Consider the following 26727-nt stretch of genomic DNA (forward strand, 5'->3'; position numbering starts at 1 on the left):
TGAGAATTCACGGCGGCCGGTTTTTGCGCAGATGAGGATTAGTCATGCTTGAGCCAAAATGTATGTTCGCCTTCGCTTTTCTTCTGATCGCGGTGCCTCTTCACGCGCAGGATCCGGCGCGGCCGTCTGGGGTCACCGAAACTGCGGCAGCGCAGGCCGGATCGCAGATGCAGAATCCAAAAATAGCGTCATCCAGCTTCAATGGCGTCGTTATTCAGGTGGAACCCCTGGAAGTAAAGTCGGCGAGCGGAGACGTACAAACGTTTCTTCCTGCTGATCGACAGGACTTGACCTACCTCACAAAGCCAAAGCCGGGAGATCTGGTTTCGCTGACTTACGAACCAACGCCCAAAGGCAATATACTCAGGGAAGAAATCAAGATTATCGGCGCGACCATCATCGGCACCATCAAGGAAATCGCCACTGATATGTCGTGGGTCATTGTCAGGACCCGGAACCTGGATAAACCCGAGAACGAAGTCAATGTTCCGCTCCAGACAAGCATTCAGTTTCAACCGCTGGTATCGGCCATGCGTCCCGGTGACGGAATCATGGCCACCTATGTGCGCAGTGGAGGCATCAATACCACGGATGGCATCAACTCTGTAAAATCCCTTGAGTGGCAGAGCAAATCGGTGGGGCGTGCCGCGCGCTGGTGGTCACTCATCGGTGCCATGGCGGCACTCTACATTCTGGCTTACATATTCACCCAGGGCCGCCCGACTGCGCTCTTTCTGGGTACGGACAATCGCTATAGCAGCTCAAAATTCCAGACCGTTCTCTGGTTTTCGCTCGTTATCGGCGCTTACGTTGCCATCGTATATCATCGCATCTTTGCGGCTGGCTGGAGCTATGTAGGCGGGGTGGATATCCCGCCGAACCTGCTTATCCTCTCCGGAATCAGTGTGCTCAGTTTTACGGCTGCTAAAGCGATAACCGTAGGCAAGGTCGAAAAAGCCGCCACGGAAGGCAGGACAGATATGAAGGCTAGTGCCGATACTCCCAGGATGCTGGATCTTGTCACCGACGATTCCAATCGCACCGACCTCGGCGACTTTCAGATGGTGGCGATCACCATCCTGGCGGTGATTATCTATGCGATCTCTGCGGTTGAGTTTATGGATCACATCGAATTTCGCCGGGTAGTCACAATGCCGGATGTCGACGCAACACTACTTTCCATATTTGGCCTCGGCCAGGCCGCCTACCTGGGCAAGAAAGCGGCTGGAAATGAGTAGTTACCGCAACTTCTCGCCAGGATGGAGAAGGCCTCATTGACGCCTTCTCCATCTACTGCCCGATTTACCGGGCTATTTATGTTTTAGCGCATTGCGTACCGTAGGGAGTGCGATCAGCGCCAGCCCATGATTCCGCTGCCGGTGCGGTTGCTCTGATCTCCGCAGCTCGCTTCGCGGCGGTTTCGGCATTCTTCGGCCGCCCAGCCCCGGAAAGGGCCAACGCATAATCGTCAAGCACGGCAACGTAGAAGTCGGGCGCTTTTTTGGAAGCGATTTCGGGCTCCAATTCGGTTAACACACTTTCAAAGTAAGCGACAGCTTCAGTGTATTTTTTTTGAGCAAGATTGAGCCGCGCCAGTTCCGTCAACGAGATATAAAATACTCCCCCGCTTTTCTTGTCCAGGTCATGGGCAACCGTAAGCTCTTGCTCCGCCTCCTTAAAACGGCACGTCACGCCGAGGGAGCGGCCATATTCATAATGGAGAACAGCCCTGAAGCGGGGACTGGTCTGCGCCAGATTGGTATCGGTGAATGAACGAGCGTAAATTTTGCGTGCCGCATCCCAATCCCCCCTGTCTCGGGCGGCGGCCGCCGCCTCCATAGTGTCACCCGGTGATTTCTCGCTGACGGAGGCACAACCTGCCAAGCTGAGTAAGATAATGACGCCTGGAACGAATCGCTTCATGTATTTCTCCCTGATCTGACGATGCTGGATAAGAATAATCTGATTATTGCCGGTGTGGCGCATTCCTCCACCCCTTTGTTGATTATATTAACATTAAATGCTAATCAAATTTAATGGCTATTTATCGCGGCCAACATCGGCGGGGGCAAATACGCTGGGAGCAATAACATACTGCCGGAAAGACCGCCTGTCGCGCTTATTCCATATATGTATCATACATCCCGGGTAGGATGGGTGGAGCGTAGCGCAACCCATCAAGATCACACATAACACGGCATATCAAATCATGATCGAAACAAGAGGAAGGCGGATTCAATGATGGGTTACGCTACGCTCCACCCATCCTACATACCCTGATCGGTTTTCCGGCGAAATGGGCAGCGCGTAACGCGACCATCGTCCGGCATATTCCTTCATGAATGCCCGTTAATATGTCACGAAAATTTCCGGAACTCGCACTTACCGGTGTCCAGCGTCAGTCCTTTACCTCCATAGCCCCAGACCGCGGTGAAGTGACTTGCTTTTTCACCGGCAATATCGCTGTTACCGTTAGAGATCGTCAATGAAACAATAATCAATTCATTGCCGGAATGTACAACCGGTTTCAATTTGCCGATCGCGATGAGGACTCCGTCAGCCGCATCTTTTACCGTCGTCGCCGTTGCCACATAGCAATTGGTCCACAGGCACGCCGAAAGTTCGCCGTTTTTCGTGTTATAGATGAATGACTCGGCATTCTGGAAACCATCGTTGATCTTTTCGCATCGGCCGCTTATGCACTCATACTGAGTGTCGGGCGTGCAATGATATTCCCTGTATTCCTGCGAAAAGCCCGTCGCCGGGCTCAACAATAATGTGAATAGCGACACGGACGCATAGGAAATAGTGCCCCGCCAGCTTGATGCCCGGCCATACAAAATCATGGTTCCGCGATAGTGTAGCCCCATTCCTCCAGCTGCGAGATAAAGGCAGGCAGATCCCTGGCCGTCGCTGGTTGCACATGCATGAGTATGTTGTACGAAACCTTGCGCCACTGCTGCGTAAACTGTACCTCGATATTTCTTATCTTTTCGGTACCGAGCCCTTTCGGCGCTTTCCAATCCTCGGTGTCGATATCCCAGGTCACAATAGTTAGCGACAAGTCGCCGGCGACTTCGACCAGCTCCGGATCGAGATTTCCACGAAACCCTCCCGCTCCATACGGCGGGCGGATCTTTGTTGGCGTCACCCCGGTAACGTCGGCAACAATATTTTGGGTATCCCCCAGCTCGGACCGCACGTCTCGCTCCGTCGCCCTCGCCAGATCCGGATGGCTCCAGGAATGATTCTGGATATCATGCCCCTCGCGGACGATCATCCTTGCCGCCTCGGGATACTGTTTCACCTCGCTGCCGAGCACATAAAATTCCGCCTTGATCTCATTCGCCCTTAACGTTTGCAGAATGCTCTCCAGCGCGTCCACGGGTGCTGGCCCGTCATCGAATGACAGGATTACTGATTTTCCATCCCCAACCATCTTTCCCCCGGATAAATTAAACGATCAGATCTTGACCACCACCTTCGCCTTTACCATGGTTTTCAAATTTGATTTCTTTTACCGCTTGTTCAATATAGGACATTTTTGGGGAGTTGCAGAAAATACAGGGAGCAAGTCATATCAGCGCGGTGTAATGCGGCGAAGATATTGAAGACATCATTATCCGCTTGCTCAACATCCTGCGCGTGACGGGTGTTAACCGTTACTTCTTCCGCACCGGCCTTGCTCTCAATCACCGGAGCATTCAAATATCGAGACATATCTTGCCGAAATGCCCGTTGGTTTCCTGATAGCGGAAAGCCTCGACGATTTCCTCCAACACAAAATGACGATCAATTATCGGCCGCAATCCGGTGGCGTCAATCGCACGAATCATATCCATCTGCTGGCGGCGGCTGCCAACGACCAGCCCTTGCAGGCGTAACTGCCGTGTCAATGCCGAAAGCAAGGGCAGCGTCCCTGTCACACCGGAGAGAATGCCGATCAACGCGATGTGTCCGCCGACACGCGCCGCCACCATCGACTGTGCCAGCGTTGATGGTCCGCCTAGTTCAATGACATGATCGACGCCGCGCCCCCCCGTCAATCGACGCACTGAATCGCCCCAGTTTTCATCCTCACGGTAGTTAATGAGGTGATCCGCCCCCAGCGCTTTAAGCCGGGCAAGTTTCTCATCGCTCGACGATGTGGCGATTACCGTCGCACCCGCTATTTTGGCGAATTGCAAGGCGAATATCGAAACCCCGCCGGTGCCCTGAACCAGTACGGTTTCGCCGGGTTTCAATGCGCCGTCCACCATCAATGCCCGCCAGGCTGTCAATCCCGCGCAGGTAAGTGTCGCCGCTTCCGCGTGACTATAGTCCTTTGGTGCATGAGTAAATGAAGTCGCCGGCATTGTCACCTGCTGGCGCGCGAAGCCATCGATGCCGTCTCCTGGCACGGTCTCCATACTCTCAACCTCGGGTTCGCCGTCCAGCCAGGTGGGGGAGAAAGTACTGACGACGTGATCGCCTGCTGCGAAGTCAGTCACTCCCTCACCCACCGCGATGACCTCCCCCGCTCCATCCGACATGGGGATACGCGGCACTGACGGCGCCCACATGCCGCTAACCACCGCGTAATCATGGTAGTTCAGCGAACTCGCCCGGATTCGGACCGTAATCTCGCCGGCTTTCGGCATGGATGAATCGCAGGTGCCCAGCGCAACACGATCAAATCCGCCACCTGGCTGCACATAGATTGCCTTGAAAACCATGATTTTCCTCACTCGCAGAAACATGAACAGGTTGAACCGGGGGAGCTAGTGTATATGCACAGCATGATCATAAACAAACATTACCGCTCCATCGACACCGCTTGAGCCTCAAAGCTGCGCCGGATACAGTCGCGGAGGTGAGAAGCGCCGCACTGAACGCAGGTGGCCGGATCTTGCAGGAACGCATTTCAGGAATGGGATATCGCGCCGAATACCGCGCGGTACCGGGCGGATGGGGAGGACGAGTATTGGCAAATCTGAACGATTCGCTCATCGTCGCTCCCTGTATAACGATCGGTTTCTTTCTGCTTCCCCTGGGTTCGTCGCAGAAGTTCGGAAAAAACAACCCGCCCTGAATCAAACGAATTGCCCTAGCTCAGGCAGATATAGAACCCAGTATTGAATGAAATACATTCCAGAGAAATATAGAACCCGTTCACCGCCTCTGAGCCCGTCCGTCAACCCTCAGCCTTCTTGCGCCGCGCCATGCCGCCCACCAATGCCAGGCCGGCCAGCATCAGCGCATAGGTTGCGGGCTCGGGGATGACGCCGGTGATAACGACTTGCCCCGCGTTATTGATGCCGGTCGCGCTGTCGAAGAATATTCCATCCGGGTTGATCAGCGAATTCAGGTCGGTCATGCCCACGCCATTAGGGCCAGTGATGAAAGCATGCCTCTCGCCTCCTCCGGCGGTGACGAAAGCGCCCACTACCTGCCCGGCATCGTTGATGTCATAAACGTCAATGTTGTAGCCATCACCCAGGGTACCCAGATCGGTGACGCCCACACCATTGGGACCGGTGATGAAAACATGCCTCTGACCCCCCGACGTAGTGTAAGCACCCGCCACCTGCCCGGCATTGTTGATTGCCGAAGCCGTGCTTTCTATATCCAGCGAGAAGAGATCGGTGATGCCCAGCCCGTTAGCGCCGGTAATGAAGGCATGCCTGATGCCGTTGGCTCTTTCAGAAACTCCCACTACCTGTCCCGTATCGTTTATTCCAACGGCTTGAGTTTCATTTCCGCCCAGCGTGCCGATATCGGTCATACCGATGCCATTTGGACCGGTGATGAATCCACGACGAATAGATCCGGAAAAGACAGTACCCACCACTTGTCCCGCAGTGCTGATTCCATTAGCAGTGCTAAAGCTTTCACCCAGCGTGCCGAGTGCGGTCATACCCGCGCCATTGGGACCGGTGATGAAAGCACGATTGATACGCGGTCCGGAGGAATTGGTAAAGATACTTCCCGCAACCTGCCCGGCAGCGTTGATATCGGAAGCGCTACTCTCCATTTCACCCAGCGTGCCAAGATCGGTAATGCCTACCCCACCCGCTCCAGTGATGAAAGCATGTCTGTTGCCGCCGGCCGTTTGGGACCATCCCACCACCCGTCCGGCATCATTGATATCTCCAGCTTGAGTGCTTTGCCCTCCAAGATTTCCCAGCTGCCTCAATCCTTCCCCGTTTGCATTCACGATCCACGAGGCATGCTGACCAAACGCGGGAGAAACGAAACACAGACCGGCACTCAGGATCGCGGCCGGAATAAATTTGCCAATTTTAGGAAAATAAGCCGTTTTCATGTTGAAATCACTCCATAGTGGGGGATACGTTTAAAATCTGCAGGGGCAAAAAAGTATAGTCCGATTAAAAGACGGCATATCGCCCATCTGGACTATCAGTCCTGGTAGACGGAGTAATTCTCATCGGCGAACAGGTAAACTTCGTGACTATTGCCATTGGACAATGCCCACAGGAAATATTGAGTAACATAACGCGGCCGCGATACGGCGTGGCATGGCTTGGGTAATGATCACTTTATACGCCCGGCTCAATATTGAATGACATCTTTTCTGATAGATAAGGAAACAAATTCATGGAGTCAAAACCCATCACCAATACAGCGAGGATCATCAATTCCGGGGATTTGCGCACGCGCATCAGCTGGCTCAAGCAGGCATTGAACTACCGGTTTTCTGAAGAGTATTCAAAAGAATTGAAAGCGCTGAATGCGTTCGAGAGAAATATCGAGCCCGTTGCCTCATTCTCGACCTACGCGCCGGGTGCGGACTTGATTCGCGACAGCGACTTCGAAGAATACAAAAAGACGATGGAAGAACAGAATACAGCAGATGTTTCCAGGGCGGCGTTCAGCCCCGTCGATTTCAATGGAGTGATTTACTGGCTGCGCCAGTGAAGCAAAGCGGCCGCGCCTCCCGGAGCCAAGCGAGTGTTTCAGTGGGCAATTACCGTCTTTCCGATATGATCCCGCTCTTGCTGATAATGATACGCATAATTGGCGTGATCGAAAGTAAATGTGCGAGCGATGACCGGCCGCAAACCGGAAGCGGCAATGGCGCAATTCATCGCATGGAACATTTCAATGGAGCCAACGAGAATGCCGAGCAACCGGATCGAGCGCAGCATCAATGGCAGCGGATCGATCTGCCCAAAACCCGAAACCAGTCCGATCAACGTGATAATGCCTCCAAACCGTACTGCCCGCAGAGAACGTTCCAGCGTATTCGCGCCGCCAACCTCCACCACGATATCGACGCCCCGACCACCGGTCAGCTTCATCACCTCCTTGTCCCAATCCGGCGTCTTCTCATAGTTGATGAGATGATCGGCGCCCATTGCCTGCGCCCGCTCCAGCTTCTCATCGCTGCTTGAAGTCTGGATAACGATTGCGCCATGCAGCTTGGCGAACTGCAAAGCAAATAAAGAGACTCCACCCGTGCCCAGCAGGAGAACCGTCTGACCAGCGTGGATTTTCCCGGCTTCCACCAGTGCATGCCATGCCGTCACAGCGGCATTTGGCAGCGTTGCCGCTTCCTCGTAACTCAAATGCGCCGGAAAAGGAATCGCCGCCCGCTCGGGAAGCACTATATATTCGGCCAGCATGCCATCGACCGTCCCGCCCAGAGAGCGCTGAAAAATCTCCTGTGTCAAAGGCCCGGATATCCAATCCGGAAAAACGGCGCCCGTAACACGATCACCGGCCTGAACGGCTTTTACACCCTGCCCGGTCGCGACCACCTCACCGGCGCCATCCGAAAGCGGAATGACAAAGGGTTTGACCCCAGTCGGATAACGTCCATGAGCAATAATAAAGTCACGGAAATTCAGAGAACTGGCGCGTACCTGAATCAGCACCTCCCCGGGACCGGGCTCGGGTTGCTCCAGGTCTTTGCGCAATGCCAAGCCCTCTATGCCATAGGTTTCCCTGAGTTGAAAAGCTTTCATTGATGGATTCCTTTATTCTAAATCCGTCCGATAGCGAAAGCGCTCCCACACTGGACGCTGTTTAAAAAATTCAGTAACACTATCAAGTTAGATGACAGATTTGAATTGTCAAGGCAGAAAAGAGGCTTCATCTTTGCGGTGATTCCATCCTGCTGCATGAGCCTACCCTTGCATTTCCCTCAATACATGCTATTCATTACTTACAGCAATGCTTACAGGTCCAGGAGACAATCATGGCGACCAACAATAAAGGAATCCCCGCAGGCGAACCCCAACCCGGCACAGGCTACCGGCGCAGGGTAATTGTAAAATTCAAGGATCACGTCCAATTGCCAGGAGAAAACGCAGCCCGCATGGTAATGGCCGGTGGCGCCGGGCCTTGGGAGGCGCTGGCGGCACAGTTCCAGGGCATTACGCTTGAGCCGCTTCTGACCTTCAAGCAGCCGGATCAGTTTGCGGCGCTGACGGAACGGGCCCGAAGGCTTGACCCCGCCTTTCGGCCCGCCAACCTGAATGCCTATTTCGCCGTGCAGCCGCCGCCCGGCGCAGATGCCGAGGCACTCGCGAAAGCGCTCTCCAGCTGGGAATCCGTTGCCACAGCTTATGTCGAGCCGCCACCGGTCGAGCCACCCTTCGTCAATGCGGCGGACGATCCGCGCAGTGTCAATCAGGGCTATCTCGACCCTGCGCCCGACGGCATCGACGCCGAATACGCATGGAATTTTCCCGGCGGCGATGGCGCCGGGCAGGCGCTGGTGGATATGGAATGGGGGTGGACCTTCAACCACGAGGATCTCGCTGCGCACGGCATTACCCTCATCTCCGGTCTGAATCACTCCTTCTTCTTCCACGGCAGCGGCGTGCTGGGAGAAATCGCCGCAGTGGACAATAATGTAGGCTGCGTCGGCATCACGCCTGCCCTGGCTTCCATCCGCTGCGTCGGCCAGCACCTGCCAGGGGGTGGATACAGTACCGCGCAACCGATCCTGGATGCCATCGCGGTCATGAGCTTCGGCGACGTGCTGCTGCTGGAGGCGCAGACCAATCTCTTCGGCTACAACCTTGTTCCGGTCGAGATTGAACCGGCGGTTTTCGACGTGATCCGCCTCGCGACATCGCTGGGCATTGTCGTGGTCGAAGCTGGGGGCAATGGTGGCGTCGATCTCGATACCGTGGTCAATCCCGGCGGCCAACAGATATTCAACCGCGCAAGCCCGGATTTTCTGGATTCCGGCGCCATTCTCGTAGGCGCTGCAAGCTCCACCGCGCCGCACGCGCGGCTCGGCTTCTCCTGCCACGGCAGCCGTATCGACTGCTATAGCTGGGGCGAGAATGTGGATACGCTCTCGTCTGACGGCACTAATACCGCGACCGATCTTTATACAACCGGTTTCAACGGCACATCGAGCGCCTCGCCCATTGTCACCGGGGCGGCACTCGCGGTGCAGGGTCTGTTCCAGGCAAGCCCGGCCGGCGACCGCCTGGATCCGGCGCAGATGCGCGCTCTTCTATCCGATCCCGCAAACGGGACCCCATCGCAAAATCCAGCGGTGGACCGCATCGGCGTCATGCCCAACCTGCGCGCCATCATCGACGGCATGATGCTTAACCTCCCACCCGACATCTACCTGCGGGATTTCGTTGGTGATAACGGCGACCCCCATCTAGGCGCAATCTCGTCCAGCCCCGACATTATCCTGCGGCAGTTGTCCGTCGCCGACCCGCAGGAAACTTTCGGCGCCGGCAGCGGCACCGAGAACGATATGACACTGGGTTACGAGGCGGAAGCCGGGCAGGATAATTTCGTCTATGTACGCATGCGTAACCGGGGCGGCTCCGACGCCTCCGACGTGGCAGCCACCGTCTATTGGGCGCCACCCTCCACGCTCCTCACGCCGGATCTCTGGACCCTGCTGGGATCGGCCACGTTGCCAAGCGTGCCGATGGGAGACCTGCTGACCGTCTCGGATGGCATCACCTGGCCCTCGGCGGCTATTCCCGCGCCGGGGCACTACTGCTTTGTGGGCATCCTCAGCACCGCACGCGATCCCGGACCCGCACCGGCCGACTTTTTTGACTGGGATAACTTCACCACCTTCATCCGCAATAATAACAACGTCACCTGGCGCAATTTCAATATCGTCGATAACGTGCCGCCGCCACGCGCCAATCCCCCCGACTACGTACCTCTGCCCTTCCTCGCGGCAGGCGCGCCGGACAAGGCACGCAGGATGCGCCTTGAAATCGTGATGCGGCTTCCAGCCCGCGCCGAGGCCGTGCTGGAACTCCCCTCCGAGTTTGCCGAACTCATTCGCGCGCGTCCCCGCCTCATGCCGTATACGCCCTTCACGAACGCCGAAGGATGCCGCGTCGTCCACCTCCCCATCAACCACTGCGGCCACACCCGGTTCCCCGAGGTGGTATTTCCCGCCAAAGCACGCATCTCGCTACGATTGCTCGTGAAGATACCCAAGGAGCAGCGTCAGCACGAGTTCGAGCTTTTCGCGCGCCAGGTTTACCAGGGAGAGGAAGTCGGCAGGGTTACGTGGAGACTGGTACCGCAACGGCAACCGCAGTAGCGTCCAAACAGGTGAGCTTAAGGCTGAAACTTGATCTTTCCTCCTATTCAAACTGAGCGAGCGACCACCTGCGGAATAGTCACATCACTTTCAACATCCGACGCACGGAATGTGCTTCAACGTACAGATCAAAAGGTTACTTTCTTGTATCTTTGCTCTTATTCTCAGGAGAATGAAATGGATAACGCCAAAATCGTAAGCGTGCTGAATGGCCTGATCGAGATTTCACGCGATGGCGCCGAGGGCTTCAGGACTTGTGCGGAGGACGTGGACGACGCGGCCTTGAAACTATATTTCCGGAATCGCGCAGAAAGCTGCGAAAAAGCCATTCACGAGTTGAACACCGAGGTCAGGCGGCATGGCGGCGATCCCGATCCGGACGGCACTTTAACGGGCACATTGCATCGCGCCTGGGTTAACCTTAAAACGGCGATCATAAGCCAGGACAATCTTACCGTGCTTGAAGAATGCGAGCGAGGCGAAGCCGCCGCCGTGGTGGCCTATGAAAATGCGCTGCGGGAAGAATTGCCGGGCGAGTTGCGCGCGCTCATCGACACACAATTGGATGGCGCGAAAAGAAATCACGACCGCGTGCGTCAGATGCGCGACACAGCCAGACATTCCAAGGCGACTTGAACGTCATCGGCACGCCGTGCATTGAGTAATCCCCATCGCGTGATCTTCGAATCCGGAGTGCATGCGGACAGTTTCGTTGGCCACAGGCCTACGAGGCGCCGGGACGACGGGACACTGCCGCTGGCAACACGACGCCCTGTCACCACTGCAAGAAACGTTACGCTAAAACATGAAAATAACAACTATCGCAATAATGTTGACGTCATTCCTGGCGATCGGCATCGTTGCGCTGGGCTTGGGGGCTTACAATATTTTTGCCACCAGCAAACACTGGGCCGTGACAGAATCAGTCATCGAATGGATTCGCGAAAGCTCGATCAAGGCACGGACAAACGGTGTGGAAGTCCCTCCGCTTGATGACCAGAATCTTCTGTCAGCAGGGGCGGGAAACTATGATGCGATGTGTACCGCATGCCATTCGGCACCAGGCCGCGAGCCCACCGAGCTCGCCCAGGGACTTTATCCGCAGGCGCCCGTATTTCATGAGCGCAGGCCCGAGACTGACAGCGAGCAAGCACTGAATCGTGCCAAAAAACATTTTCTGGTGATCAAGCACGGCATCAAGATGACCGCCATGCCCGCCTGGGGTCTTACCCACGATGATGAAACCATTTGGGGAATGGTCGCATTCATCCGCAAACTAAGCGGCATGATGCCGGAGCAATACAGGGAACTCACCGCCTCGAGTCCAGGCCATGACCACAAACACTAGTGAATAAACGGTAGGATGGGTAGAGCGACGCATCAAAAATTTACCCATTGCAATTCAGGCACCGGAAATATCCGGGTATTGAGCAATCTTTTTATTTAGTCAAATTGTCTGCTCAGATTATTACGTAATACGGGTGGAACGGCTCTAATATCTGTGCAGGTTAATGTCCATTGTAATATTTCTTCCTCTTCCGGAGTGCAATCATGAAACTTACCTCTCTGCTTTTCTTGACCCCCAGCATGCTATATGCGGGAGCTTCCGGCGCTCAAAATGTTCCGCTGCAGGACGCTACAGCCACGTATTCTCAGACCAACCCACAATTGCCCAACCTCTGGGTTCCGGGTAACACCATAGATGGGATACCGTTTGGAAGCTTTACTTCCTGGGCCATCTATGAACTACCTGCCATCAATGCCCAGACCATAGTCTGGGAAACGCAGTCGAACGTCGGTTCGAGTTCTGGGCTGGAATTCAAATTTGATCTCTACCATGGAGACAATATTCCCTCATTAACCCATTATCTGGGACACTTCCGTCTCTCATACACCACCGACGACCGGGCTTCATTTGCAGACGGTTTGGCGAATGGGGGGGATGTGAGCGCCAACTGGACGGTGATCACGCCCGCCAGCGTAAGTTCCAGCGGCGGAGATACCTTCTCGATTCTGGGAGATAGCTCGATGCTGGTAACTACGCTGAACAGCAACGCGAGTACACACCCGACCTATACCGTCCTGGCTAATATCAACGCGGCCGACATTACTGGCTTTCGCCTCGAAGCGATGAAAGACCCTTCCCTACCTTTCGGCGGGCCTGGTCTCGACCCTACCGCAGGCAACTTCCACTTGTCCGAATTCGTTGTCACCGCCGTCCCTGAACCCACCACCTACGCCATGTTCATGGGTGGCCTCGGCCTACTGGGTTTCATGGCGCGTCGCCGCAAGACTTCTTAACAAAGCCTGATACCAAGCTTTCGAATGGATCCAACATCAAGGAGATCAAATGAACTCTAAATTATCCACTCCTAGCTTGCTCATCGCAGGTATTTTGATGGCTGGCGAAAGCCTGGCCAATGCCAGTGCCTATAAATTCACCGACCTGGGCACGCTGGGTGGAAGTTTCAGCAGTGCACACCATTAACAACGTAGGCCCGTCACTACCGGGCTAATACACGTAACCCAGCGATATTGGGTATCTCGCCGTCCTCTCGCGATTTGCAGGCGCGTAGGAACCGCTACTTGGAAACCCGGTGCAATGTCAGCGCAGCACCCGCCTTTGTCTCCAGCGTTGCGGTATTGCCATCGGCACCCAGCTTGAACGACGCTGTCTCGGTTCCGGAGAAGCCCGAGCAACCATTGTTATCGTAAGTAAATCCCTTGATGTTCAGCGCCTTGCTACCCGCATCGTAAGTGTACGACGCAAACTCGACACCGGGATCACCGCAACTTTCATGGCCGGGGCTGGCGACATCCCCGATGGGGTCGATCATCATGTATTTCCCGTTGGAAAAGAACAAGTAGGTTGGAGTCTTGATGGCGGCCGAATCAACCGCCCAGGCGCCGACAATGCCTTTAGGATCATTCTCCATCTTGGAGAAACGGATCTCCTTGACCTCCGTCTTGATGGGTTCCTTCGACGAACTGATCTCCAGCGTGCCGGCGATATGAAAGAGTTCACCGAAGACGCTCTTCTGTTCCCTTTTCCTTTGCACCGTAAAAATATCCGAGGTAATCAACTCAGAACCATCGGTACGGATTCGCCAGTTTGGCCGCGGGTTCGACAGCCCGGCATGAAGATTGGTATCGATTACCGGTTGCGCCGCGAACTTGAATCCCCTGGTATCCATTAAGGATAGACGCGCTGCGCCGTATTCCACGCCGGCTTTACTCATCAGGTTGCCGCCGCATACACGGTTCGTGTCGCAGGAATCATCCGGCGAGGCTTCCCCTTGCAGATACTCGCCCGTACCATCCGTTGAAATACGGATAACGGAAGCAGTCGTATCGTCATGTTTAACCCAGATGCCGGTGCCGAGCATCTTCATGCCCTGCGAAAGGAAATGGGCCCTGGCTTGTGCCGCGGTTTTGACCGGGCCGGCGACGCCGCCCGCCTCTCTCGCCTTCTGTAATTCGGGTGACGCGGCGAATGCGGCAGGATCACTGTCAAGATTGATTGAGGCACTGACGGCGGATGCGGCACTCGCGGGAATGGATATACCGTTCTCGGGGTTGCCATCCATATCCAGGGACTGAAACAGAATAAGCAGATTTCGCACTCTGTTCTCGTTATCACCAGCCAATTCCATCGGCGTAACGATAGCCGCACCTTTCGCCTTTCCAAGGCTCAGGCCACCCAGCTTGAACTCTATCGTATCTCCATGATTATACTTGAATATCCCGTTTTCATCCGTGGTGCCGGAACCGCCGGGTGAAGCATAGGCGACGCCGCTCACCGCGGTATCCAGCAACCTTCCGGTGGCCGGGCCCGTTTGCGGCTTGCCGCCACCGCCGCCTTTGTTACCGCCGTTATCCGATGCAGGCTCACTCCCGCCACCGCAGGCAGCAAGGCAAAGGACAAGTGCCAAGGGCATCATGCGTGCCCAAGAGGTTTCTCTTTTCTTCTGATTAAATTTCATCCAGGTAGTCCGATCTAATTAAGAATTATCAAAAATCATTATTTTAAACTATAACGTCACAGTCTTGAAAAGCATCCCCTTCCTCTATCCAAGGAGACGGTCATATCTCGGATTAATCATGTAACCTTCGGCAATCTGGCGACCGATCCAGCTCCATTATTCCTCGCGCTCGGCCTTTTCCTTCAGTTGAACCCAGTGACTGCCCCCATCCCTGCGGGTCACCAGCTCCGGGTAAGTCCGAATCATTTCCAGCAACCCGGAATAACCAAATTGCTGCGGCGAAAATCCCGGATTGGTTCTGCGCATGTACTGCCCCAATATCGGCAACCCCACCCAATCATCCGAGGCATCCGCGGCCAGCAATGAAACAGCGTCGACAAGCGCCTTGGGGCGCTGTTTCTTGACTTTGGAAGGTTGAGCCTTGATGCTTTCCGATTCCGGCGGCTGATACTCAAAAAACTGATCACTGGCATTTCGCAGCGCATCAGGCGTCTTCTTCTCGCCAACGATATATACCTTGGAACCCCGCTCCCTCAGCTTGCGGCATAAGTAGGAGAAATCGGAATCGCTGGTGACCAGGCAGTAGGTCTCGGCTCTATCATCGAACAGGTCTTCCAGGGCATCCAGCGCAAGCGCTATGTCCGCTGTGTTCTTTCCCGATGCGTATTGATATTGGAGGCAAGGCGTAAAGGCCAGCCGCACCAGGGCTTCCTGCCATTTATTGGCGAGCGTCGCATGATTTCCGTAACCACGACGTACCACCACGCGGCCAAACTGGGCAACCACGCGCAGCGCATACTCAAGAATCTCGGGCGAGGTGTTATCGCAGTCCACCAGCACCGCGACACGATCCTCCTGGTTATCCAGCACTGACATACTCCCTTCCGGCGAATTATGTGATGGGTGGAAGATAGATGACAGCCACTCCGCCATCGCTCGTATAAAACCGCACCACGCCATTATTGGCGAACGACACTATACCAAATGTATTGGCCGGCGCAGATTTTTTAGTTCAATAAGAACTCGCCCTGCCTGACTGGATGGGTCTTATTGCTCGATACTTCGCAATAGCTATTCGCCGGTAACGCTGCAACAGAGCCGGGCGGCGCATACGCTATGCGGTAAATCCTCCATCGATCGCCAGGCTTGCGCCGGTTACGAAACCTGCTTCGGGTCCGGCAAGATACGCGACCATCGCGGCGATTTCGTCGACGCTACCGTAGCGTGGAAGGGCCATGACCTTCCGCAGCATCTCGGCAAAATCACCCTTGGCGGGGTTCATGTCGGTGTCCGTCGGCCCCGGCTGAACATTGTTGATGGTAATGCCGCGCGGGCCGAGGTCGCGCGCCAGCCCTTTAACCAATCCTGTCAGGGCGGCCTTGCTCATGGCATACACGGCGCCACCCGCGAATGGCATGCGATCGGCGTTGCAACTGCCAATATTGATGATGCGCCCGCCCGTCTTCATGTGCCGTACCGCGGCTTGCGTGGCCACGAACACCGCCCGCAAATTCACCGCCAACATACGGTCAAAATCTTCGAGACGATAGTCATCAATGGGCGCCATCAAGGCAATGCCGGCATTGTTCACCAGAATGTCGATGCCGCCCAGTTCCTCCACCGTTCGCTCCACGGCAGCCACCACCGCCTTGGCATCCGCGCTGTCAGCCTGGATTGCCAATGCCCGCACGCCCAGTGCTTGTGCCGCCGCCACTGTTTCGTTGGCTTGATCAGGCTTGCTGACATAGGTCAGCGCGACATTGGCGCCTTCGCGCGCGAGACGTTTGACAATAGCGGCGCCAATGCCGCGACTGCCTCCAGTAACTAACGCACATTTATTTTGAAGTGTGGGATTCATGAATTCCTCCTATATAGGGAGTAAGAAACGGAATCAGTGCCTGGATCTCTTCGGAAAGGTGGTGTGGATACAAAACCGGAATTCCATCAAGCTCCACTTCCTATTCAAGCGTTTTGCGATGTCAATAGGAAGATGTTTTCCCGCAACCGGCTAAGACCGCGTTTCTGAAAGCGTGGCTCCTGGGCAAGTATATCCGGTTGCGCGAGCAGGCGTATCTCGGCCTGTTTATGGTAAAGCGCTTCCACTTCGCCGGGAGAAACCGCAAACGGCGGCCCTTCCATTTCCGGCTGGGGATAATCGAACGTAACGAGCAGGATTTGTATTGCAGGCGGCAGGATACCCAGCAAATGACGTACATAACGTTCGCGCATTTCCGGCGGCAGCGCGACCAGTGACGCGCGGTCATACGCCGCGCCCGCTTTCGCCAGGTCATCTTTATTCAAATCAAAAAAATCGCCGCACAGAATGCGGATCCCATCCGCTTCGTAGCAATCGAATTTTTCGCTGGTCACGTGATGCGCGGTATACCCGTTTTCCTTGAAGAATGCCTGCACCGCCATGGCGCTCCATTCCACGCCCAGCACCGTATGCCCCTGCTTGCGCAACCATAGCATGTCGCGGCTTTTGCCGCACAGCGGCACGAATACCTCGCTGCCAGGGGCAGGATGTAATTCCCGCCAGTATTGGCGCAGATAGGGATTAATCTCGCCCTGGTGAAAACCGGTTTCTTCCCGTTTCCAACGCTCCAGCCAATAATCTTTTTTCATTTTCTTATCATATACATTAATTTTAATTCGATAAATGGGGAGTAATGGGTAGTTTATGCCATGGATGGTCCTTGGCGGTGTCGTGTTTCGATGGAATCAGACTTGATCGATGCAACAAGATACAGTGATCCTTGTCGCGAAAATGCCTGTTTGGCGATTGTTGATACGTCGATTGATGTATAAAGGAATATTGGGTAAAGTGAGGACAGGCGCAATGCCATAGGACATGACTTTGGTAAAAATAGCGTCCATCTAGCGGAACCGTGGCCTCCCCGGTTCCCCCAGTCTAACAGGCGAACTTTGTTGAAATCTTTTTCTTAGGAGCAATCACCATGAACCAGAAGAGCACACTCCGGGTGGGTCTCACAATTATCGTTTTTGCCGCAGCGGGACTGCTGGTCGCACCGACCCCCGGTTACTCCCAAACCGGCGGTATGGAACGGCGGGATGATCGCCGGGAGGGCCGGCAGGATGCGCGTGAAACGAAACAGACTGGCCGGGAAGAGGGACGAGACGCCAAGGCGGATTGTCGGGACGCGGGTGGTAGCGGACCGGAGTGCCGCCAGGAAAAACGAGAAATAAAACAAGATGCTCGGGGCAAAGCCCGGGACATCAGAAACGATTGATGCTCACAATGAACGGCTGGGTTCTCGGCGCTTTGACTCGGCCGTAGCCAGTAGTAAGAAAACTGGCGGATTTCACCTTGACCCGGAAACCGGCTAATGGGTGTCCCCGGTTTCCGGTCGTTAAAAATATGCTCCAGATAGTCAATGAGGACGCGAGATGCTGGCTAGGCAGGTTGTGGACCCATCGTGACCGTAGATATTACCATCCAGCCACATAACACCGTCCCCTGCGGCAACGGTCGCGTTAAACCATAACCGTGCGGCCACCTTCACCCAAATACGCAAGAAGGGTATCTTTTGCAAGATCACTCTCATTGATTCAACAGCTCACATCATGAACCAGGAAAAAATAGAAATTATCGATTTACGCTCCATCCATCGCGATATTGCCTGCTCCTACCTGGATGAGTTTATTCAAATCTATGAATCTGTTTTTCCAGATCCCATTGAGCGCGAGAATTCAGAACAGTGGCGGCGATCATTTTCAGAATTTTCACCCTCGGTTACCCAGGTCAATATCGCAATTGCCCTCAATCAAGAACCGAATCAGGAAACACGTGTAATAGGCGGATTTGTATTTAAGCACTACCGGAAGAGTGGCTGGGGATTGTGGACTCATCTTGCCGTGAAGCTCTCTCATCAAGGAAAGGGCATCGACACACGTTTAATCAAATATGTGGCTGATTCGTTGGAAATACTCCTCTTCGCTGAAACAAGAGATCCGGAAAAATATCCCGATATGGATGAAAGAAGAAAAGCCGAGGAACAAATCGCTCGTTTTACGGGATTAGGTGCCAGGAAAATTGACATCCCCTGCCTGCCGGAGTTGAAAGAAAAACAGGGCTATCATTCTTTGCTGCTGTGTTTTCCGAAAAAGCCAGATCTGGAATTTATTGATAAAGAATATATTGCGCCATTTTTGCTTGAATTCAATGAAGCCATTAGCGCCGGTGAGCCTGAGCCGAATGCCGATATCATCAAAATAACACAGGATTTGCCCAAGGAAGTTAAGCTGAAGAAATTACCAGCAAGAGAAATACCGGTGCTGACTTTAAAAGGCGAATCCATTTTAAAAGCCGCATCGGTTTGTCTCCATTTTGTCGAGAGAAAGGCAAAATGTAGTGATTCGGAGCCTGACAGAGTCTTCGGATCAATGGAATTGGACTTATTGAATTACCAGTTTCAGGTGAACCCGCCGCTGATCAGTAGACATATACTCGGAGAAGGGAATCCCGTTAAGATAATATTTCCGCCATCATTCCAATATACCTCTGAAGGGCGAGCTGAAGCGCTTATTTGCGATCAAAGAGAAAAAATCGTCGATGGCATGCTTAGCATGACTGAGTTTAAGCATAGCAAGATAAGAATATGGCATTTGACACTATCAGCTCAACATTCTCCGCTCAACGAATTCGAAATCATCAAGCTTATCAGCCTCTACGATGGGCGATCCGAAGATACGGGTCCATACGTGGAACCCTCCGGACAAGATGCTGCTTCTGCAAAAAAGAAGCTTGCTAATGAAATAAGGTTTATCCACGGCAACGAGGAGCTTTCCATAATTGGATTGATTAGCAAGTTGGTGGCTAATTCCCCTAATTGTGGAGGCCCCTCATCCCGACATGAAAAGCTCGAACTTAAAAGTGGAACGATTCAGCTTTTGCTAAAAAATGAAGAGACAAAAACATTGTTATGGAATGCTATCAGGGCGCGGTCAAAAACAGAAGAAAGCAGTAAAAATGAACAAGGTTCCGGGAATAATCCTCATGAGGCAACTCGCACTGTAATGGCTGAAAATGGCCTTCCAGCAAAAATCCTTCAGGCATTGTCGGGAATAACCATCGGAATTTTTGATTTTGGTGAAACAGATTTTGAAGAAATCGTGGATACATTTGAACCATCGTTCGAAGATGGCAGCGTATTTATAAAATTCAATCGATGCACGCTTTTATCCATAGCACAGGATGACCGTGCCTTTGAAACCTGTAGGAAAACGATTGGGATCAGCCCCTATCTGATTATTCCTCATGCGGTTCTTATCCATAATGAAGAATTGGTACTGATGGCGGAGGAAGCAATACGATCAATGCAAAAAAAGGAGTCTTCTATTCGGCCAGTCCTTAATCTGGGCAAACTGGAGACGGCATATAACGCCGCCGCTGAATATTTGCATAGCTGGTATTTACCGATAATTTTTAATTATCCAACCGAGACTACTTTATTCAAGCAGGGTAAAAAGAAACGCGGTTCCACTCAAAAACACAAGATAGTTCAATCACAATTAGTGGAGCTTCAAAAACAGATTGAAGAAACCTGGCTGTTGCGTCGCGGGATTGTGGGCGGGTTTATTGCGAGCCTGCTGGCGTTTATTTCAGCAACACAAGGTACTCAAACCATACTTAAAATACTTGGTATACACGATCCAAGCATTCAGCATGTGTTCGGATTTATTTTCTTCGCTCTAGTACTGGTATTGTCTCTGATAGGGCTGAAATTTAAAAAATAAATATCGAGGGCCTGTTTCTTTTAAAGTTGGAGGTTACCGAAGTGTATCAATAATTGCCTGGGCGGCAACACGACCGGTTTCAGCGGCGCCGTTCATATAGCCCTGAAATTCTGTACTGCAATGCTCGCCCGCAAATAGCAGATTGCCAATCCGGCGTCCAATTTCGCCGTTAAACTGAGTCCACTGGCCCGGCCGAAAACACGAGTATGCACCCAGCGAAAAAGGCTCTGAAGACCAGTGAATGCGAAGGCTGGTGTTTGAAAGATTTCCAGCGAATCCGGGAAATACCTGCTCGAGAGCGCGGGATAATTCTTGAGTGCGTTCCTCGGCTGTGCCGGCACCTATCTCTACGCCGGGTTTGCCGCCAAAATAGCAAGTGTATGCGCCGATAAATCCTGCCTGCAGCCGACTCGCATCCCAACCCGTCTGGAATGCTTCGTCGGAATAGCATTCGCCGCTATACCCCTGCCCCCGCCAAATTCGCTTGTCGACGCCTATTACAAGTTTTGCATTGGTTCCATAACCGAGAGTACGGACCGCACTTCGCTTTATGGGCGGTAGCATGTCCTCCATCTCAACTTCTCGCAACAACGTAAAAGGCAGCGTCAGGACCACCCAATCCGGATCAACAGAAATCGTTTTGCCTGGGGTAGTGAAGGCGAGACAAAACCCCTTACCATTCGGTCGTATTGAAACTAACCGATGCCCAAATTGAATGTCTTGCCCGATGCGTTGCGCGAGCTCATGTGTGATGCGATTATTGCCGCCTTGAATTTTGAAGCGCTGGTCGCTTTCACCAAAAATCTTGAATCCGTCTTTCACGGTTGCATCAATCATGGACAAAAGATTGATACAAGAAAGCTCGCTCGCATCCAGGCCATACTCGGTTACATAGGCGACATTGATCAAATCGAGAATCCAGCCGCTGGCGCCGATTCGATGAAGATATTCTGACAACGAAATGGCATCAAACTCCGCGTCGATGCTGCTATGCGCGCTGGCGGTAATATTCGAGGACAAGCGCGCCGCATCACTGGCAATTTTTATTGCAAGCGGTCTGAATTCGGCGATTACCTGCTCTTCGCTATAGCAGCGTTTATTGAAAAAGAACATTGTCTTCAGGTTACGCTCATTTTCGATTTCGGTATCGAGCAAAGGAAGCCCGAACGCTTTAGCCAGAGCGAGCATGTCAAGATGCGTTGAGTCGATGAATTCACCCCCCAGCTCCGTTATCAAGCCTGGAGCGATATCGCCGTGAGAGGTGCGTATTCGTCCGCCAATCCGTTGCGACGCTTCATATACCGTGGCCTGACATCCAGCCTGGCGCAATACATATGCCGCGTTAAGCCCGGCAATACCCGCTCCTATGATGGCGATGCGCGGACTTTCTTTTTTTACGCTGGCCAGTATCGGTGTTGCGTAGGCGGCGGTCAGTGCGGCAGCTGAGCGGAGGAAATTTCTTCGCGATCCTGAGTAATCTGCGTTGGCCTGCGACTTATAGCCCCGATCAGAACTATTCAGGGCTTTTGAAACCAACCGGAATAATGGGCTTCGCCCCGGCCTGGAGGGAGGGTTTGGGAAATTTTGCGTTATCACTTTGATTTCTGGAGCGTCTGGTCAATCAGTCAGCTGAGGCCCACTGTACCCCGCATCAATTTGTCGGCACAAATGGTAGCCGTGATAATCCGGTGAGTGGGCAGATCGGTATGCACGACATCCCGCACAGCCATTACCACAAAACTCATGTGCCAAATTCGGCACCAAATTCCGCAGCAAGATCGCGGAGCAGGGAGCGGTATACCGTGTTCATATATTCCACTGCGGCAGGGGTTCCGGATTCCCACGAACCGGACCATTCCACAAACGTCGTGTTATCCGCCGTCAACGGCAGCAGATGTAGATTGCCGATGTACTCATGAATCTCTTGCGATGAAACTGGAGGCGGCCCTTCATCCATGGAATACATCATCCGCTTCTCGATGGCGCTGTAGGCGATCAATGTATCCAGAAACAGTCCGTTCAACAGGCGCTTCGCACCCACGGTATAGCCATCGCTTTTCCCCACCTTCTCGCATGAAACAATCACGGATGGCGCCCAGGAAAATTCATGAAAGTCGCATATCCGCGACCACACCCGTTCTATCGGAGCGGGAACGATGATCGAATTGTAGACTTTGGGCATGGGTTCTCAGGTAGGTGGAGAAAGCAGCTCGCAACAAGCTCACGTAGCAGGCAAAATCAAATTACTGGCATCATGCCCGCTCCCCGAACTTCAGCAAGTTACCGTGGGTATCAATGACATATAATTCCTTCATGCCCCAAGGCCGAACGACCGGCGGCCGTAATGCCAATCCCCTGGCGCTGAAATCCTGAAATAGCCTGTCCGTATCGGCGACGCGGACATAACAACTCGTATTCTCCGCTATGTGCCTGTCGGAGCAAAGCCAGAAATGAATCTCGGCACCGTCACGGCTTACGATGGCATACTCGTCCATTCTCAGCGCTTCAATAAAACCCAGACGTTTCGTATAAAAAGCAATCGTCTCGTCTATGTCAAGCGATGCAAGAACCGGAACCGTGGATTGGATAAGATGAGTCATGGTTACACCTGCCGTGTAAAATAACAGAATCCAGGCCTGGCTCTCCAACCAGGAAGAAGATTAAGCGTTTTATTCACGCTCATTCTACATTTCCTACTGGCCGGCGGCCTGCAGCTGGCAAAACGCAATAATGAGAAATGCTGCGGCTGCAAGCGCAGTAATCGCCCTCACATGGTTCCATCTCGTCCAATCAGTGACATAGTCGTGCCAAACACCTGCGGCTTCGGGCTTCAAGGCATCGATGCGCGCCAGCACATTGTTCTTCGGCACATTGAAGGCCATCGTTACGCCATAATTACCCATGAGATAGAGCAAGCTTCCAGCCAGGAGGCAGACAGTGCCCGGGCTTTGCCAACGCACGAGCGAGTATATGAGGAGAAGTACGCAAGCGGCGGCAGTACCGAGAAAAACGGTCAGGAACAACGGATTGATAATCACGATGTTGATGGATTGCATGGCGGCAATACCGCTTTCCGGATGGAGCCGGGCGAGCGCCTTCATCACGGAATTCGAAAAGACAAAGAAAAGTCCCGCCATCAGCCCGCAACCCAGCGCTGCCAGGAACGTCAACGGAAATAGCAGCTCATCAAGTGTCATGGACGTGCCCTGGATTGCCGGCGTACAAACAGGAATGCCTGACCGTCATTCAGTACGCCCCCTTCAGGCTATACTATCGATAATTACCGGACAAGCCAACCCTTGCAGCCTGATGCAGGCAGCAGATTCTCGACAATCAACCGGGTAGTCATTTGGAGGAAACAGCATGGACGAGAAAACGAAACCACACCTGGTCGGTGTCAATCACATCGCGCTTGAGGTCGGGAATATCGACGAAGCGCTGGCCTTCTATGCCCGCATCTTTACGTTCGAATTGCGGGGCCGTGGCCGAGGCGCCGCCTTCATCGACATGGGCGATCAGTTCATTGCATTGACTGAAGGGCGATCGCAGGGTGTGGACGATGACAGGCATTTCGGCCTCGTCGTCGATGATCGTTCCCATGTGCGGGAACTCGCCGCAGCAGCGGGGGCGAAGATTCTCGAAGGCAATACCCTGGACTTTCTCGACCCATGGGGCAACCGCATTCAAGTCGTCGAGTACCGCGATCTGCAATTCACGAAGACGCCTGCGGTGCTGAATTTCATGGGCCTGGATCTGGACAAGAGCGAAGAGGCAAAAGCGGAACTGCGCAAGAAAGGAATCGAACCGTAAGGTGCCGCGTGATTTGAGGTGGGTTTTCAAAGTGGTCCACGGGGAAAGTAGGTGTAAGGCCCGCTTTTTTATTGCATGCCCAGCGTGCGGGATATCAAAAACCTGACTCTTGTGCGATACTACGCGCGCGCCAGATTCGGATTGTAAGAAAATCGGCGATTGCAATGAATACGTGCTTAATCGGCTTGACGTTGTTTGGTTTGGTTTGCTTTCTGTTCCCATTCACCTGCGGCCTGCTCGTAAGGAATCCATGAAAACATTCCCGCTCGCCCTCCTCCTCTCCCTCTTGTTGGGCATGACGGTGCCTGCTCATGCGCAGGAGTCGAAATGGCAGATGATCAGCGAGGAGGCGATATCGCTTTACGGGAAGGGTCAGTATGACCGCGCGGTTGCGGCGATCAAGAAGTCGCTTGCCCTGGCGGAAAAAGCAGCGGGCCCTGACCATCCCAATACAGGAACCAGCCTGAACAACCTTGCGGAACTTTACCGCGACCATAGTCACTACGCGCAAGCTGAGCCACTCTACAAGCGCGCACTGGCGATCCGGGAAAAGTACTTTGGCCCCAACCATTTCCTTGTGGCGACAAGCCTGAATGGCCATGCGGAACTCTACCGCGCCCAGGGCCGTTACGCGGAGGCCGAGCCACTTTACAAGCGCGCCCTGGCGATCCGGGAGAAAACCCTCCGCCCTGACCATCCCGATATAGCCCAAACGCTGAATAACCTTGCAGAGCTCTATTGCATACAGGGCCAGTATGCATCGGCCCAACCCCTCTACGAACGTTCATTGGCGATCCGGGAGAAAGCACTCGGCCCCGATCACCCCACCATGGCAACGGGCCTGAACAATCTGGCGCTGATCTATCACACCCAGGGCCAGTACGCGCAAGCCGGGCCGTTCTACGAACGCGCCTTGGGAATCTATGAGAAAACACTCGGCCCTGGGCACCCCAATGTGGGAACAAGCATGAACAACCTTGCGGTGATCTATCACACCCAGGGCAAATATGCCCAAGCCGAGCCGCTCTACCGGCGCGCGCTGACGATACGGGAGAAAACTCTCGGCCCTGACCATCCCGATGTAGCGAGGGACTTGAGCAGCCTTGCGGAACTCTATCGTATCCAGGGCCAGTATGCCCAAGCCGAGCCGTTCTATGAGCGTTCGCTGGCAATTTTAGAAAAGGCCCCCGGTCCTCACCGTCTTGACATGGCGACAAGCCTGAACAACCTGGCGTTCATCTATCACACCCAGGGCCGGTACGCACAGGCTGAGCCGTTCTACCAGCGCGCGCTGGGAATTTTCGAGAGCACCCTCGGCCCTGACCATCCCAACGTGGAAAGGAGCCTGGACAACCTTGCAAAACTCTACCGCGCAACGGATCAGACCAACGCAGCCGAGAAACTGGGTGTGCGGCTGGCAAGCTTCCGGGCCACCCCGCGATAACTCCAGGCGGTAACAACTTCGGTTACTGGCGTTCCTGAGAAACCATCACAATCGCCGTTGCCCCCGTTTTACACTCGTGGCATCCGTCCGATTGATTCAGGGTTGTCAAACAAAAAACTGATGGACTTTGTCTTTATCAACCGTGCAGCCACCCTGGCATTGCTACTGTTGATGATCACCGGTTGCGTACATACCGTGCCATTCAAGGATACGGCGGGCCGCACCCTGCCCGGCAGCATCGCGAGCATGGAAACCGTGCTCATCGGCGGCATATCCCAAAGCATCTGGTTACGCGGCGCATCCCAATCCAGTCCGGCGCTGATCATCCTGCATGGAGGACCCGGCACCAGCGAATCGGCGCTCTTTCGCCACTACAACTCCCCCCTCGAACAACATTTCCTGGTTGTGTACTGGGAACAGCGTGGAGCCGGACGCTCGTTCCATTCCGATATCCCGCCGGCGTCCATGACCATCGCGCAGTTTGTGCACGACCTCGACGAAGTCGTGGAATGGGTAAGGCGGCGTTTCAACAAGGATAAGGTCGTGCTGCTGGGCCACTCCTGGGGCACGGTGCTGGGTACGATCTACGCTTCCCGATATCCGGAGAAAGTCTCGGCTTATGTAGGCGTTGCGCAGATTGCCGATGTACCGCGGACTCGTCAGCTATCCTACGAATTTGCTTCTTCGGAGGCAACGAAGCGGAACAACGCCAGCGCGGTCTCGGAATTGAAGGCCATCGGTCCGCCTCCCTATGATTCAGTGGATGAGAAGTTGACCACTGGCAAATGGGTCGAACGATTCGGTGGCGTATTCCACGCTGACCTTTCCACAGGGAAGCTTATCTGGGCGGCCCTCAAGACCGATGAGGCCAACCTGATCGACCTCGTCAAATTCGGGAAGGGCAATCGCTTTTCCCTGGTAGAGCTTGAGGATGAGATCTCACGGCTTAATTTGAGCGAGCACTACCAATCCTTTGATATGCCCATATTTTTTCTGCTTGGACGCCATGACCGGCATGTTCCGGCCATCCTGGCCGAACAATATTTCGGAATGATCAAGGCACCTTACAAGCGCCTTGTCTGGTTCGAGCGATCGGCGCACAACCCGCCCTTTGAAGAACCAGCGAAATTCAACCAGATATTGATTGAAGAAGTGCTTCCCCTATCAAAGCCAAATAAACATTAGAG

The 26727-nt window shown here is 53.9% G+C and carries 29 protein-coding genes; 13 read left to right on the plus strand and 16 right to left on the minus strand.

The annotated features are described in order from the left end of the window. Positions 1-44: 44 nt before the first annotated feature. Positions 45-1238, plus strand: a complete 1194-nt coding sequence (locus tag BLO43_RS02865) for a hypothetical protein (protein ID WP_090905691.1) — start codon at positions 45-47, stop codon at positions 1236-1238. Positions 1239-1314: 76 nt separating this feature from the next. Here BLO43_RS02865 and BLO43_RS02870 read toward each other — a convergent pair whose 3' ends face one another. From BLO43_RS02870 to BLO43_RS02890, 5 genes are all read right to left on the minus strand, one after another. Next, complete coding sequence (locus BLO43_RS02870) at positions 1315-1923, minus strand: tetratricopeptide repeat protein (RefSeq protein ID WP_139149225.1); 609 nt, start codon at positions 1921-1923, stop codon at positions 1315-1317. Between the two features lie 434 nt (positions 1924-2357). Next, complete coding sequence (locus BLO43_RS02875) at positions 2358-2846, minus strand: hypothetical protein (RefSeq protein ID WP_090905693.1); 489 nt, start codon at positions 2844-2846, stop codon at positions 2358-2360. Next, a complete protein-coding gene (locus BLO43_RS02880) occupies positions 2843-3439 on the minus strand; it encodes a polysaccharide deacetylase family protein (RefSeq protein ID WP_090905694.1) in 597 nt (198 codons plus the stop codon). The genes BLO43_RS02875 and BLO43_RS02880 overlap by 4 nt, the downstream gene beginning before the upstream one ends. An 89-nt stretch (positions 3440-3528) precedes the next feature. Next, positions 3529-3720: a hypothetical protein gene (locus tag BLO43_RS02885; RefSeq protein ID WP_090905695.1), complete on the minus strand. Its 192-nt coding sequence runs from the start codon at positions 3718-3720 to the stop codon at positions 3529-3531. Then, positions 3705-4715: a zinc-dependent alcohol dehydrogenase family protein gene (locus BLO43_RS02890; protein WP_090905696.1), complete on the minus strand. Its 1011-nt coding sequence runs from the start codon at positions 4713-4715 to the stop codon at positions 3705-3707. The genes BLO43_RS02885 and BLO43_RS02890 overlap by 16 nt, the downstream gene beginning before the upstream one ends. A gap of 101 nt (positions 4716-4816) precedes the next feature. Here BLO43_RS02890 and BLO43_RS02895 point away from each other — a divergent pair, with 101 nt between their 5' ends. Next, complete coding sequence (locus tag BLO43_RS02895; protein WP_090905697.1) at positions 4817-5071, plus strand: hypothetical protein; 255 nt, start codon at positions 4817-4819, stop codon at positions 5069-5071. 102 nt (positions 5072-5173) lie between these two features. Here BLO43_RS02895 and BLO43_RS02900 read toward each other — a convergent pair whose 3' ends face one another. Next, positions 5174-6304 carry a PEPxxWA-CTERM sorting domain-containing protein gene (locus BLO43_RS02900; RefSeq protein WP_090905698.1) on the minus strand — a complete coding sequence of 377 codons (1131 nt, stop codon included), beginning with the start codon at positions 6302-6304 and terminating at the stop codon, positions 5174-5176. 293 nt (positions 6305-6597) lie between these two features. Here BLO43_RS02900 and BLO43_RS02905 point away from each other — a divergent pair, with 293 nt between their 5' ends. Beyond that, on the plus strand, positions 6598-6918 hold the full coding sequence (locus tag BLO43_RS02905) for a hypothetical protein (protein WP_090905699.1): 321 nt from the start codon (positions 6598-6600) through the stop codon (positions 6916-6918). 38 nt (positions 6919-6956) lie between these two features. Here BLO43_RS02905 and BLO43_RS02910 read toward each other — a convergent pair whose 3' ends face one another. After that, positions 6957-7967: a zinc-dependent alcohol dehydrogenase family protein gene (locus tag BLO43_RS02910; protein ID WP_090905700.1), complete on the minus strand. Its 1011-nt coding sequence runs from the start codon at positions 7965-7967 to the stop codon at positions 6957-6959. Between the two features lie 233 nt (positions 7968-8200). On the opposite strand from BLO43_RS02910, the gene BLO43_RS02915 reads away from it, so the two are divergent. The 5 genes from BLO43_RS02915 to BLO43_RS16680 all read left to right on the plus strand — a co-directional run bounded on the left by BLO43_RS02915 (position 8201) and on the right by BLO43_RS16680 (position 13034). Beyond that, positions 8201-10546, plus strand: a complete 2346-nt coding sequence (locus BLO43_RS02915) for a S8 family peptidase (protein WP_090905701.1) — start codon at positions 8201-8203, stop codon at positions 10544-10546. Between the two features lie 177 nt (positions 10547-10723). After that, positions 10724-11182, plus strand: coding sequence for a ferritin-like domain-containing protein (locus tag BLO43_RS02920; RefSeq protein WP_074632561.1), 459 nt, complete (start codon positions 10724-10726; stop codon positions 11180-11182). 169 nt (positions 11183-11351) lie between these two features. Next, positions 11352-11894 carry a c-type cytochrome gene (locus tag BLO43_RS02925; RefSeq protein ID WP_090905702.1) on the plus strand — a complete coding sequence of 181 codons (543 nt, stop codon included), beginning with the start codon at positions 11352-11354 and terminating at the stop codon, positions 11892-11894. A 203-nt stretch (positions 11895-12097) separates the two neighbouring features. After that, positions 12098-12847, plus strand: a complete 750-nt coding sequence (locus BLO43_RS16990; RefSeq protein WP_254773292.1) for a PEP-CTERM sorting domain-containing protein — start codon at positions 12098-12100, stop codon at positions 12845-12847. 49 nt (positions 12848-12896) lie between these two features. Then, positions 12897-13034 carry a hypothetical protein gene (locus BLO43_RS16680; RefSeq protein WP_175443830.1) on the plus strand — a complete coding sequence of 46 codons (138 nt, stop codon included), beginning with the start codon at positions 12897-12899 and terminating at the stop codon, positions 13032-13034. Positions 13035-13128: 94 nt separating this feature from the next. Here the strand turns inward: BLO43_RS16680 and BLO43_RS02935 are convergent, their stop codons facing one another. The 4 genes from BLO43_RS02935 to BLO43_RS02950 all read right to left on the minus strand — a co-directional run bounded on the left by BLO43_RS02935 (position 13129) and on the right by BLO43_RS02950 (position 17154). Beyond that, a complete protein-coding gene (locus BLO43_RS02935; protein ID WP_090905703.1) occupies positions 13129-14529 on the minus strand; it encodes an adhesin in 1401 nt (466 codons plus the stop codon). Positions 14530-14685: 156 nt separating this feature from the next. Further along, positions 14686-15405, minus strand: a complete 720-nt coding sequence (locus BLO43_RS02940) for an NYN domain-containing protein (protein ID WP_090905704.1) — start codon at positions 15403-15405, stop codon at positions 14686-14688. Positions 15406-15643: 238 nt separating this feature from the next. Beyond that, positions 15644-16387, minus strand: a complete 744-nt coding sequence (locus BLO43_RS02945; protein ID WP_090905705.1) for a 3-oxoacyl-ACP reductase family protein — start codon at positions 16385-16387, stop codon at positions 15644-15646. A 104-nt stretch (positions 16388-16491) separates the two neighbouring features. Continuing rightward, the gene (locus BLO43_RS02950) at positions 16492-17154 is read right to left on the minus strand and encodes a thiopurine S-methyltransferase (RefSeq protein ID WP_090905706.1); all 663 of its coding nucleotides are present in this window, start codon (positions 17152-17154) and stop codon (positions 16492-16494) included. Positions 17155-17486: 332 nt separating this feature from the next. Between BLO43_RS02950 and BLO43_RS02955 the strand changes: the two genes are divergently transcribed. Beyond that, complete coding sequence (locus BLO43_RS02955; RefSeq protein WP_217628012.1) at positions 17487-17780, plus strand: hypothetical protein; 294 nt, start codon at positions 17487-17489, stop codon at positions 17778-17780. 141 nt (positions 17781-17921) lie between these two features. Here BLO43_RS02955 and BLO43_RS16685 read toward each other — a convergent pair whose 3' ends face one another. After that, positions 17922-18083 carry a hypothetical protein gene (locus tag BLO43_RS16685; protein WP_175443831.1) on the minus strand — a complete coding sequence of 54 codons (162 nt, stop codon included), beginning with the start codon at positions 18081-18083 and terminating at the stop codon, positions 17922-17924. Positions 18084-18114: 31 nt separating this feature from the next. On the opposite strand from BLO43_RS16685, the gene BLO43_RS02960 reads away from it, so the two are divergent. Then, positions 18115-20286, plus strand: a complete 2172-nt coding sequence (locus tag BLO43_RS02960; RefSeq protein WP_090905707.1) for a hypothetical protein — start codon at positions 18115-18117, stop codon at positions 20284-20286. Positions 20287-20319: 33 nt separating this feature from the next. Here the strand turns inward: BLO43_RS02960 and BLO43_RS02965 are convergent, their stop codons facing one another. The 4 genes from BLO43_RS02965 to BLO43_RS02980 form a co-directional block, all read right to left on the minus strand. After that, positions 20320-21822, minus strand: a complete 1503-nt coding sequence (locus BLO43_RS02965; protein ID WP_175443832.1) for a flavin monoamine oxidase family protein — start codon at positions 21820-21822, stop codon at positions 20320-20322. Positions 21823-22027: 205 nt separating this feature from the next. Beyond that, positions 22028-22468, minus strand: coding sequence for an SRPBCC family protein (locus BLO43_RS02970; RefSeq protein ID WP_090905709.1), 441 nt, complete (start codon positions 22466-22468; stop codon positions 22028-22030). Positions 22469-22538: 70 nt separating this feature from the next. Beyond that, positions 22539-22886 carry a bleomycin resistance protein gene (locus BLO43_RS02975; RefSeq protein WP_074634273.1) on the minus strand — a complete coding sequence of 116 codons (348 nt, stop codon included), beginning with the start codon at positions 22884-22886 and terminating at the stop codon, positions 22539-22541. Positions 22887-22979: 93 nt separating this feature from the next. Continuing rightward, positions 22980-23483, minus strand: a complete 504-nt coding sequence (locus tag BLO43_RS02980; RefSeq protein ID WP_090905710.1) for an anthrone oxygenase family protein — start codon at positions 23481-23483, stop codon at positions 22980-22982. Between the two features lie 166 nt (positions 23484-23649). Between BLO43_RS02980 and BLO43_RS02985 the strand changes: the two genes are divergently transcribed. The 3 genes from BLO43_RS02985 (at position 23650) to BLO43_RS02995 (ending at position 26725) form a co-directional block, all read left to right on the plus strand. Continuing rightward, positions 23650-24096, plus strand: coding sequence for a VOC family protein (locus BLO43_RS02985; protein ID WP_090905711.1), 447 nt, complete (start codon positions 23650-23652; stop codon positions 24094-24096). Between the two features lie 250 nt (positions 24097-24346). After that, positions 24347-25540: a tetratricopeptide repeat-containing protein gene (locus BLO43_RS02990; RefSeq protein ID WP_090905712.1), complete on the plus strand. Its 1194-nt coding sequence runs from the start codon at positions 24347-24349 to the stop codon at positions 25538-25540. Between the two features lie 102 nt (positions 25541-25642). Beyond that, positions 25643-26725: an alpha/beta fold hydrolase gene (locus tag BLO43_RS02995; RefSeq protein ID WP_254773293.1), complete on the plus strand. Its 1083-nt coding sequence runs from the start codon at positions 25643-25645 to the stop codon at positions 26723-26725. Positions 26726-26727 lie beyond the last annotated feature (2 nt).

Origin of the sequence: Nitrosospira sp. Nsp13 (genome assembly GCF_900101945.1) — a bacterium.
GTDB classification, from domain to species: Bacteria; Pseudomonadota; Gammaproteobacteria; order Burkholderiales; family Nitrosomonadaceae; genus Nitrosospira; species Nitrosospira multiformis_D.

Excerpts from the sequence above, each read along its gene's own strand:
- BLO43_RS02990 (WP_090905712.1), top strand. The coding sequence starts at position 24,347 with ATGAAAACATTCCCGCTCGCCCTCCTCCTCTCCCTCTTGTTGGGCATG.
- BLO43_RS02870 (WP_139149225.1), bottom strand. The coding sequence starts at position 1,923 with ATGAAGCGATTCGTTCCAGGCGTCATTATCTTACTCAGCTTGGCAGGT.
- BLO43_RS02875 (WP_090905693.1), bottom strand. The coding sequence starts at position 2,846 with ATGATTTTGTATGGCCGGGCATCAAGCTGGCGGGGCACTATTTCCTAT.
- BLO43_RS02885 (WP_090905695.1), bottom strand. The coding sequence starts at position 3,720 with ATGTCTCGATATTTGAATGCTCCGGTGATTGAGAGCAAGGCCGGTGCG.
- BLO43_RS02920 (WP_074632561.1), top strand. The coding sequence starts at position 10,724 with ATGGATAACGCCAAAATCGTAAGCGTGCTGAATGGCCTGATCGAGATT.
- BLO43_RS02900 (WP_090905698.1), bottom strand. The coding sequence starts at position 6,304 with ATGAAAACGGCTTATTTTCCTAAAATTGGCAAATTTATTCCGGCCGCG.
- BLO43_RS02925 (WP_090905702.1), top strand. The coding sequence starts at position 11,352 with ATGAAAATAACAACTATCGCAATAATGTTGACGTCATTCCTGGCGATC.
- BLO43_RS02960 (WP_090905707.1), top strand. The coding sequence starts at position 18,115 with ATGAACCAGGAAAAAATAGAAATTATCGATTTACGCTCCATCCATCGC.
- BLO43_RS02915 (WP_090905701.1), top strand. The coding sequence starts at position 8,201 with ATGGCGACCAACAATAAAGGAATCCCCGCAGGCGAACCCCAACCCGGC.
- BLO43_RS02980 (WP_090905710.1), bottom strand. The coding sequence starts at position 23,483 with ATGACACTTGATGAGCTGCTATTTCCGTTGACGTTCCTGGCAGCGCTG.
- BLO43_RS02940 (WP_090905704.1), bottom strand. The coding sequence starts at position 15,405 with ATGTCAGTGCTGGATAACCAGGAGGATCGTGTCGCGGTGCTGGTGGAC.
- BLO43_RS02935 (WP_090905703.1), bottom strand. The coding sequence starts at position 14,529 with ATGAAATTTAATCAGAAGAAAAGAGAAACCTCTTGGGCACGCATGATG.
- BLO43_RS02955 (WP_217628012.1), top strand. The coding sequence starts at position 17,487 with ATGAACCAGAAGAGCACACTCCGGGTGGGTCTCACAATTATCGTTTTT.
- BLO43_RS02945 (WP_090905705.1), bottom strand. The coding sequence starts at position 16,387 with ATGAATCCCACACTTCAAAATAAATGTGCGTTAGTTACTGGAGGCAGT.
- BLO43_RS02950 (WP_090905706.1), bottom strand. The coding sequence starts at position 17,154 with ATGAAAAAAGATTATTGGCTGGAGCGTTGGAAACGGGAAGAAACCGGT.
- BLO43_RS16680 (WP_175443830.1), top strand. The coding sequence starts at position 12,897 with ATGAACTCTAAATTATCCACTCCTAGCTTGCTCATCGCAGGTATTTTG.
- BLO43_RS02910 (WP_090905700.1), bottom strand. The coding sequence starts at position 7,967 with ATGAAAGCTTTTCAACTCAGGGAAACCTATGGCATAGAGGGCTTGGCA.
- BLO43_RS02985 (WP_090905711.1), top strand. The coding sequence starts at position 23,650 with ATGGACGAGAAAACGAAACCACACCTGGTCGGTGTCAATCACATCGCG.
- BLO43_RS02975 (WP_074634273.1), bottom strand. The coding sequence starts at position 22,886 with ATGACTCATCTTATCCAATCCACGGTTCCGGTTCTTGCATCGCTTGAC.
- BLO43_RS02970 (WP_090905709.1), bottom strand. The coding sequence starts at position 22,468 with ATGCCCAAAGTCTACAATTCGATCATCGTTCCCGCTCCGATAGAACGG.
- BLO43_RS02905 (WP_090905699.1), top strand. The coding sequence starts at position 6,598 with ATGGAGTCAAAACCCATCACCAATACAGCGAGGATCATCAATTCCGGG.
- BLO43_RS02880 (WP_090905694.1), bottom strand. The coding sequence starts at position 3,439 with ATGGTTGGGGATGGAAAATCAGTAATCCTGTCATTCGATGACGGGCCA.
- BLO43_RS16990 (WP_254773292.1), top strand. The coding sequence starts at position 12,098 with ATGAAACTTACCTCTCTGCTTTTCTTGACCCCCAGCATGCTATATGCG.
- BLO43_RS02890 (WP_090905696.1), bottom strand. The coding sequence starts at position 4,715 with ATGGTTTTCAAGGCAATCTATGTGCAGCCAGGTGGCGGATTTGATCGT.
- BLO43_RS02865 (WP_090905691.1), top strand. The coding sequence starts at position 45 with ATGCTTGAGCCAAAATGTATGTTCGCCTTCGCTTTTCTTCTGATCGCG.